Source organism: Streptomyces hokutonensis, from assembly GCF_042751305.1.
Classification (GTDB): Bacteria; Actinomycetota; Actinomycetes; order Streptomycetales; family Streptomycetaceae; genus Streptomyces; species Streptomyces hokutonensis_A.
Genome location: NZ_JBHYWD010000053.1, coordinates 1 through 8,550, shown reverse-complemented (window position 1 = coordinate 8,550; position 8,550 = coordinate 1). Strand labels below are relative to the sequence as shown.

Sequence of the window (8,550 nt, the reverse complement as noted above, 5' to 3'; positions counted from 1 at the left end):
GAACTCCTCGCCCAGGCCGAAGCCTCCCGCGAACTGGGCGACAACCTCGCCTACGACAACACCCACGCCTGAGGGGGACAACCCGCACCCCCCGCCCAGACAGAACACCGCCACCGGACACAACCAACGACAGCATGGAGACAGGCAGATGCCACTCAAAGGCGAGTACGAGCCGAGCGCGATGGAGTTTGCACGGGACCAGGTGGAGCTGTACGAGAGCTCCGGCGGTACGCAAGGAACGACGCTGCAGGGCCTGCCCGTCGTCATCCTGACGACCCTGGGCGCGAAGAGCGGCAAGATCCGCAAGTCCCCCCTCATGCGGGTGGAGCACGACGGCTCCTACGCCGTGGTCGCCTCCGCAGGAGGAGCCCCCAAGCACCCGGTCTGGTACCACAACGTGGTGACCGACCCCCGGGTCGAGCTCCAGGACGGCCCGGTGCGCCAGGACATGCTGGCACGCGAGGTGACCGGCGACGAGAAGGCGCTGTGGTGGGCCCGAGCCGTCGAGGCCTTCCCGCCGTACGCCGAGTATCAGGAGAAGTCGGACCGCGAGATCCCCGTCCTCGTTCTGGAACCGGCGGCCCAGGAGCACTGACGCGGCACCGCCGATCCAATCTCGGACCTTCGCGGCTGCCATTGGCGACATCCGATGCGTCGATGCCGCCGGTAATCCGGCTTACGGCGACGCCCGCGCCTCACGAGCACGCCACGGGTCATGGCAGAGGCGGAGGTCCCACCGGATCACCGGCTTCACGCCGGCGCCCAGACGAGAGGCGGTTTTTGTCGTGGTCGTGACCGCGGTCTCCCACGCCAGGCGGGGCGTCGAGGCGACCGCGTGTGCCGCCGTCTCCGCGCGTTCGTGCCTTGCCCAGGCTTCAACAGAAGTGTCACACCGTACGGTCGACAACCGGATCTCGCTGCTGGACCTGCTGCGCGAAGCGCATCGGGTCCCCTGGCCTTGCTCGGCGGGCGTGTATGTCGTGCTTGGGCGGCTCGGGGCTTCAGCCGCAGCCGCTTGACTACGGGTGCGCATCGAGGCCACGGCAGCTCGTCCGCTGCTCCGCCGGCGCCCACGTACGGGAGGCGCTGGGGCGACCGAGCTGTGCGCCCATCCAGATGCCGGTGTCGACGAGTGGCCCGAGGTCGACGCCAGTGCGGCGGGCAAACGCCTCGGTCGCGCCGACGAAGACGGCCACATGCCGGACTCCGAGGCCGAGGGCCCGGTCCAGTCCGCGTTCGGCGGGGACGAGTACCGGCAGGCCGAGTGGCTGCTGCGCGGACTCGGCGGCGATGGTCCCCGCCTCCTTGGCCATGGTGCCGGAGAGGGGGAGAGCGCGACGCCGCGTGTGAGGTTGCGCCCGTTTGGGAAATGCCGGTAGAGCGCGGCAGGACGGCGAGATCCGAGGCATCGCCTCGACGCCTGCGGCGGGGAAGAGAGGGCCGTGGGTATCTGTAGGTGCAGGGTGGGAGCGGTGTGACAGCGGGCGCGGCTCCAGCCTGTAGGTCGTCAGTCGGCGACGGCTTCGGCGACGGTGATCTGCACGTGCTGGGGGTAGAAGGCGACGTGGCCCGCGATGGCCTTCACGGCCTCGTGGGGCTCTTCGTAGAACCACACCGCGTCCGCGATCTCCTTTTCGGGGGTGATGAGGCTGTAGTACGACGCCTCCCCCTTGTACGGGCAGTAGGTGTGGGAGTGGGTGCGCACCAGAAGTGTCTGGTCGACATCCGCCAACGGGATGTAGTGAACGGGCGGGCGTCCCGCCTCGCTGAGCGAGACGGCTGCGGTCGTCTCGGCGATGACCTTGCCCCCGTTCTGAGCGATCACACGGATCAGGTGGGGGTTCTCGTTGATCTCGATGGGGTGGTCCGGCCCAGGAATCTTGATCTCACGGGACATCGACTGGCTCCTTCATTGTGGGACTGACTGGTGATCAGGAAAATCAGAGGTTCGTGATCGTGCCGCCATCGATGACGTAGTCGGTCTCGACGACGTTTCCGGCGACATGGCTTCAATGGAATCAGCCTTGCCGACAGTGCGACAGGACCCGTTAGAGGGGGTACTGGTAGGTCCTCTCTGAACGCATTACTAAGGACCTGGATCCTTGCTGGTGGAGTCGGGAGTTCCTGGTCTCACGCAGGCGATCCGCATGGTCGGCCGATGATCGGCCAGCCCCACAGTTCCCCGACGAGCTGGGTGAGCGCGCGATCGTGCGGATCGCGCCCGGCCGCCGCCTGCAGGTGAGCGACCATGTCGCCGACGACCTTCGGCCAGTCCACCCGGAAGTCGCGGGCCCGGGGGCCGAGGAAGGTGAAACGGGCGAAGTTCGCCGGACGCCGTGGATCCTCGAGCACCGGCGCGTACAGTGCCCTGCCGAGGTGGTTCACGGCCGGGACATCCAGAAAGGGGCTGCGGACCAGCGCGGGCACACCGTCCAGCGCGTCGAGCACCGCCTGCACGCCGGGAGCCACGGAGGAAGCGGCCGCCCGGCGCGTCCGGGGCCCTGCGCCTGGCTGGTCGGCACGAGCCAGGTCGAACAGGTGCTCCCGCTCGACGTCATCGAGCTGCAGCGCACGTGCGATGGCGTTCAGCACACTTCGCCACGGCGAGCTTGCCTCGCTCGAGCCGGATGTAGTAATCCACACTCAGCCCGGCGAAGGTCGCCACCTCCTCACGCCGCAGCCCCGGAACCCGCCGGCCGCGCAGCGGCACCGACAGCCCCGCCTGCTGCGGCGTGATGCGTGCCCGCCGCGAGGACAGGAACTCCTGGATCTGACGTCGCTGGTCCATACATTCGATGCCAGGTCGGCTGCCGAGAACCAGGGAGGACCTGGCAGTACCTGGTTCGGCGGACTCGGCGGGCAGCGCGAGGTGACTGTGAACCGCCGTTCCGCCGGTGCCCGGGTGACGGTAGTTCCCGCAGACCAGAGCGTCGGCCGGGGCTGGGCGCTCCGAGCCCGGCACCCGGTTTGTTCCACCTCCACAGCGATGTCGCCTCGGGTACTGACGCACGGCCCGGCACAGCGCAGTGCCCCGGGCCGGTGACGTCGCCACCGGCCCCGGGGCACTGTGCTGTCCGCTGGAAGGCTCAGCCTGCGTAGATCTTCCAGTTGGCCGTCAAGTTGGCCACGGTGTCGGGCAGGTAGCTCCCGCTTTCGGGGCTCATCAGGAACTGGTCGTCCTTGTAGGAGGGGCTGTCGAGGTAGTTCAGGCCGGAGCAGTTGGTCAGCCAGCGTCCGGTGTTGGGCACCTCGTTGATGCAGAATCCGTTGGAGGACATCAGCTCATCGCCGTCGGCGAACCACCACTGGCTGTGGTCCCCGGAGTTGCAGGGGACGAACCAGACGCTCGAGCCGTTGTTGTTGGTGGAGGTCAGGCAGTTGCTGCCCTGGGAGATCGTGTAGCCGATGGCTCCGTCCGAGTTGGTGACCATGCCGTTGATCATGTGGATGTCCCAGGTGTCGTACTCGGTGCCGCCGGGGGTCCCGGAGTGCAGGTCGTAGGAGGTCACAGAGGAGCCCGACTTGTCTCCGGAGTTCCCGAGGTCGCGGAACTCCACGGGGGAGGCGGTGGTCACACCCTGGATGACGGCCATGGCCGGCACGACTGATCCGCCGCCGGTGTAGCCGATCTGCGACACCCCGCCGAACGCGATGCTGGAGAGGTTGTTCCAGATCCACCGTGCCGCGCTGTCGACGTACGTGGTGAAACCGGATCCCAGACCGCCGATCCGGGCCGGCACCGCCTGGATGGCAGTGCCGGCGTTCTGGAACGTGGCCCTCACACCGTCCCGGACGTAGCTCTCCTGGAGTTTGTCGAGGCCGGAGAAGGTCAGCATCGAAATGGTCGCGTCGAAGAAGGCACTGCCCACGCTCTTCCAGTCCACGGTTCCGTCGGTCAGGTACTGGAAGACCAGGGCTCCGAAGAACCCGCCGGTGAACGCGGCTATCTTGACGCCCCACTTGCAGCCGGCCGGACCGGTGTACGAGCAGATGAGTGTGGAGGCCATGACAGTGATGCTGGCGTCGACGGCTACCTCGACCATGCGGGCCGACAGGTAGGACCAGCCTGCTTGCTGGGCGACCTTGCCCTTGGCCTCGCAGCTGGCGATGGCATCCTGACGCTTCGCGGCAAGGGCCGTCACCTGCTGGCGGGTGAACCTGTAGGAGGCGCTGTGGACCACCGGTCCGGACACTGTCGGCGGGGCCTGCTCGCGGTAGGAGGCCTCCAGCGAGTTGACGGTCCCCTGGCAGATGGACGCGATAGAGGGCTGAGCAGCCCTCTGGGCGCCCTGGCGGGTAGGTGCGGTTGAGCCCAGGACGGTGGTGACCAAGGCGAAGGCCGCCACAGCGATAATGATCGTCGGCCAGGGCGGGCGCTTCAAGAGGCGTCTTCTGGTGCGGGAGAGCACGGGTACGGACACGGACACACTCCTTGGGTCAAGACGGATCGGCCGCAGGCATCTGCCGCGCGGGAACGCCGGGAGCGATCGGGCCGGTCCGGCCGCGCCCGGGTGCGGGGCTCCGGGGCCGTGGGCGCATCTTTGCGGTGGCTCCGGTTGCTGCAGCCGGGTGTATGCGGCCTGGGGCCGGGACTGAGACGCGGGCCCGGGCGCAGAAGCCGGGGCCCTAGGTAGCGGGCTTGGTCCGCTACGTGTGCGTCATACGAGAAGGATCGGGGCGGCGTCGGCGCGGGTCCATGGGTAGTTCTACGGGGTGGGTACCTGGTTCTGCGCCCACCAGGTGGCGATCTGGGTGCGGGATCCGAAGCCGAGCTTGGCCAGGATGTTCTCGATATGGCCCTCGACCGTGCGCGGCGAGCGTCCGAGCGCGGAGGCGATCTGCCGGTTGGTCGCGCCCTGGGCCACCCGTGCGGCCACCTCTCGCTCCCGGCTGGTCAACGGGTTCGTGGCCACGGCCGGGGCCACCGGTTCAGGAGCCCGAAGTGCGAATGCGATGGCCCGGGCCGGACCGTCGACAGCGCCGCCCTGCGCGAACGCCCTGCGATATCCGGCCTGGCCCAAGACCGCGACGGTCGCTTCCTCGAACCGTGCATGACCCAGGGCCACCTGCGGGAACGCGGCCAGGGTGATCCCGATGTCCCGCCGCAGCGCATCCGCGGCCCCCAGCACCCGCACCGCCTGCGCAGCGTCGCCGAGGGAGGCGGTCATCCAGGCGAAGTGTTCCAGCATCAGCATGGCTCCGACGTAGTCGGTGAAGCCCTCCTCGATCTCCAGCGCGGTGCGCGTCATCGCCACGGCCGCCTCCAGGTCCCCGCGCAGATAGGCGTCATGGCCCAGCGCGCTCAACGCGTGCGCGCGGCCCCACCGGTCATCGTGCGCCTCGGCGGCGGCCAGGGCGCGCCGACCGGTCACCGCCGCACGTGGGTCTGCCAGATGAGCCAGGACGAACGACAACTCGAACAGGGCGAAGACCACTCCCGCTCCCTCGCCCAGCGCCGTGTGGGCGTCCACCGCGCCCTCCAGCAGGCTCACGGCCTGCGTCAGCTGACCCCGGAACAGCGCAAGCGTGCCGCGGAAGCTCTGGACGTACGCGCACACCACCGGGTCGCCAAGTTCCTCGCCCAGGTGTGCCGCCTCCTCCAGCCACCGGCCGGACGCCGCCAGGTCGCCCTGCAACTGCGCCACCCAGGCGGCAACCCACAGCGCCCTGGCCCGAACGACGGTGGGTTCGGGCGCGGCGGCGAGCGCCCGGTCCAGTCTGCGTCGCCCCTCGCCGAGGAATCCTCCGGCGCACCAGTGGTAGCGCAGTGCCGCCGCCAGCGCGAGGGTGGCCTGCGGATCGCCTGCGCAGTCCAGGGCCGTCAGCACATTGGCGTGCTCGGCGCGCAGCCGGGCCAGCGCTTTCTCCTGGCCTGGGCCGCACCAGTCTCCGGCAGTCCGCTCAGCCAGGGCCAGGTAGAAGTCACGGTGCCGTCGCAGCACAGTGTGCTCCTCACCCGACCGGGCGAGCTGCTGCCTGCCGTACTGGCGGATGGTCTCCAGCAGCCGATAGCGCGGCTCGTCCTCGCCTCCGCCGGTCAGCACCACGGACTGGGCGACGAGCCGGTCCAGGAGGTCCAGCACCTCGTGCCGCGCGATGCCCGAGCCCGCACAGACGCTCTCGGCCGCATCCAGGGCGAATCCGCCGGTGAACACCGACAGCCGGTTCCACAGCCGCTGCTCTGGCGCAGAACACAGTTCGTAGCTCCAGTCGACCAGCGCGCGCAGCGTGCGCTGCCGCGGCAGCGCAGTGCGGCTGCCTCCGCTGAGCAGCGCGAACCGGTTCTCCAGGCGGACTACCGCCTCTTCCACGGTGAGAGTGCGCAGCCGGGCCGCGGCCAGCTCGATCGCCAGCGGCAACCCCTCCAGGCCGGCGCAGAGCCGGGTGACCGCGGCCCGGTTCGCGTCGGTGATCCGGAACCGGGGCTCAACGGCGTTGGACCGGTCCCTCAGCAGTTCGAGTGCCTCGTCCGGTGACAGGGGCTGGACGGTGAGAACGTGCTCGCCGGTGATGCCCAGAGTCTCGCGGCTGGTTGCCAGAATGCGCAGGCCACCAGCAGCCGAAAGGAGGGTCTGGGCCAGCTCGGAGCAGGCCTTGACCAGGTGCTCGCAGTTGTCCAGCACGATCAGCGCCCGCCGCCCTGCCAGATGGGCCGCGAGCTGGTCCAGGACCGGCCTGGCCCCCAGGTCCGGCACCCCCAGCGCGGTCGCGGCCCTGATCGCCACCGCCGACGGATCCCGCACGGGGGCCAGGTCCACCACCCACACGCCGTCCGCGAAGGCCCTGGTGGAGTTGGCGGCCACCTCCAGCGCCAGCCGGGTCTTGCCCACCCCGCCCATTCCGGTGAGCGTCAGCAGCCTCGCGCTACCCAGTGTTCGACGAATCTCCGCGACCTCGCGCCGCCGACCCACGAAGGAAGTCAAGGCCAAGGGAAGGTTCCCCGCCTCGGACAGCACTCCGATCACGTGCACCTCGCCTCGTGTCGGCGGCGTTGCGTGCATTCGCCTATGCCCAGCCGCTGCCCGAGCGCGACGCCGCAGACCCCGCTGACATCCAGGCCCGCGACGTCGACCAGCCGCGTGAGTGCGCTGTCGATGACGTCCACCCATTCGTCACGAATCAACGCGGTCATTGGCACCACCTCAATGCGCAGATCCATACACATCACCCGATACCTCGGTCGGGAGCAGTTGGCTCACCGTGGCACAGGACAACTTGAACATCCGCTGTCAGGAACCGGAAACGGCTGCGAGCGACTCTCGCGGCTCGTCGGACGTCGATCAGCCGGATGTCTCGGACGAGCCGGCGGCCTCGGCGTCGTTGGCCGGCGCGGACCGCTCGACGTCGTGGTTGGTGGCGGCCCAGCTGGCCAGCAGGTTGAGGGCGTCCTGGGAGCGGGAGGCGGGCTCGGCGGTGTAGGTGAGGAGGACCTGGCTGGAGTCGCCGCCCACCGGGAAGGTCTCGAACGGGAGGTCGAGGTCGCCGACGACCGGGTGGTGCAGGAGCTTCACGCCGGTGGTGTGCATGCGGACGTTGTGGGCGGCCCAGCGGTGGCGGAATTCCTCGCTGCGGGTGGACAGTTCGCCGATCAGGTCCGTCAGCCGCCGGTCGTAGAGGTCGCGTCCGGCCTCGGCGCGCAGCATGGCGACACAGTCGCCTGCGACCTGGTCCCAGTCGCGGAAGAACTCGGTCGCGTGGGTGTCGAGGAAGACGAACCTGGAGTTGTTGGGCGGCCGTGCCGGGTCGGCGTAGACCGGGGAGTAGAGGGCGCGCCCGAGGTCGTTGGTAGCGAGGATGTCCCCGCGTCCGCTGAGGACGAACGCGGGTGTGCCGCTCATCGAGTCGAGGACGCGCTGCACCGGAGGCCGAACCCGCTGCTGGGCCGGGCGGCGGCGTGGCGGGCGGGTCGTGCCGACGCCGCGCAGGAGGTCGAGCAGGTGGATGCGTTCCGCCTCGTCGAGCTGGAGTGCCTGTGCGATGCCGTCGATGACGCTCTCGGAGACGCCGGTGGCGTTGCCGCGCTCCAGCCGCGTGTAGTACTCGCTGGAAATGCCGGCGAGCAGGGCGACCTCCTCCCGGCGCAGCCCGGTGACCCGTCGGCGCTCTCCGCCGTAGAGGGGCAGTCCGGCCTGTTCAGGGGTGACCCTGGCCCGTCGCGTGCCGAGGAATTCCCGGATCTCCGCACGGAAATCATCACGAATATCGCGGTTGGTGCCTTGTATTCCTTGTGGGTCGTTTCTGCCTGCCATGCGTTTCACTCTACGAGTGCGTCCGCCAGGAAGGGGGTCCCTGTCAGTGACCCCCTCATCAGGGACTCCCACACTCCCGTGACAAGCGGTTTTGTTGGTGGTGCACCGCCCACGGCGGTGTGAACCGTCCGGACGGACGGCGCTTGGCCCGCCGGTCCCGGCCCCCCGCGGTGCTGGAACTGATGCTGAGCGTCGCCTCCGCGCACAGCGGGTGCCGGTCGCGGCGCCTGAAAGGAACTCCCCCATGAGCAAGGTCATCTTCGTCACCGGTGCCGGACGCGGTCTTGGCACGGACATCGCC

Annotated in this window: 8 protein-coding genes and 1 pseudogene; 1 reads left to right on the top strand and 8 read right to left on the bottom strand. The window is 69.3% G+C overall.

Annotated features, from left to right (window positions below; genetic code table 11):
* The first annotated feature begins 148 nt into the window (after nt 1-148).
* Nucleotides 149-595, top strand: a complete 447-nt coding sequence (locus ACFXC1_RS51120) for a nitroreductase family deazaflavin-dependent oxidoreductase (RefSeq protein ID WP_381257341.1) — start codon at nt 149-151, stop codon at nt 593-595.
* Between the two features lie 559 nt (nt 596-1,154).
* Here the strand turns inward: ACFXC1_RS51120 and ACFXC1_RS51115 are convergent.
* From ACFXC1_RS51115 to ACFXC1_RS51080, 8 genes and pseudogenes are all read right to left on the bottom strand, one after another.
* Nucleotides 1,155-1,259, bottom strand: a pseudogene (locus tag ACFXC1_RS51115) (hydroxymethylglutaryl-CoA lyase); the annotation flags it as partial.
* A 248-nt stretch (nt 1,260-1,507) separates the two neighbouring features.
* On the bottom strand, nt 1,508-1,897 hold the full coding sequence (locus tag ACFXC1_RS51110) for a DUF427 domain-containing protein (RefSeq protein ID WP_381257338.1): 390 nt from the start codon (nt 1,895-1,897) through the stop codon (nt 1,508-1,510).
* A 233-nt stretch (nt 1,898-2,130) separates the two neighbouring features.
* Nucleotides 2,131-2,592: an MmyB family transcriptional regulator gene (locus tag ACFXC1_RS51105; RefSeq protein WP_381257335.1), complete on the bottom strand. Its 462-nt coding sequence runs from the start codon at nt 2,590-2,592 to the stop codon at nt 2,131-2,133.
* Complete coding sequence (locus ACFXC1_RS51100) at nt 2,555-2,788, bottom strand: hypothetical protein (RefSeq protein ID WP_381257332.1); 234 nt, start codon at nt 2,786-2,788, stop codon at nt 2,555-2,557. Before ACFXC1_RS51100 ends, ACFXC1_RS51105 begins: the two co-directional genes overlap by 38 nt.
* Before the next feature lie 298 nt (nt 2,789-3,086).
* Nucleotides 3,087-4,421 (bottom strand): hypothetical protein, encoded by a 1,335-nt coding sequence (locus ACFXC1_RS51095; protein WP_381257329.1) that lies wholly within the window; start codon nt 4,419-4,421, stop codon nt 3,087-3,089.
* 285 nt (nt 4,422-4,706) lie between these two features.
* A complete protein-coding gene (locus tag ACFXC1_RS51090) occupies nt 4,707-6,929 on the bottom strand; it encodes an ATP-binding protein (protein WP_381257327.1) in 2,223 nt (740 codons plus the stop codon).
* A 32-nt stretch (nt 6,930-6,961) separates the two neighbouring features.
* Entirely contained in the window at nt 6,962-7,159 is a 198-nt protein-coding gene (locus tag ACFXC1_RS51085) for a hypothetical protein (protein WP_381257324.1), read from the bottom strand.
* A 121-nt stretch (nt 7,160-7,280) separates the two neighbouring features.
* Entirely contained in the window at nt 7,281-8,249 is a 969-nt protein-coding gene (locus ACFXC1_RS51080) for a helix-turn-helix domain-containing protein (protein WP_381257321.1), read from the bottom strand.
* Between the last annotated feature and the right edge of the window lie 301 nt (nt 8,250-8,550).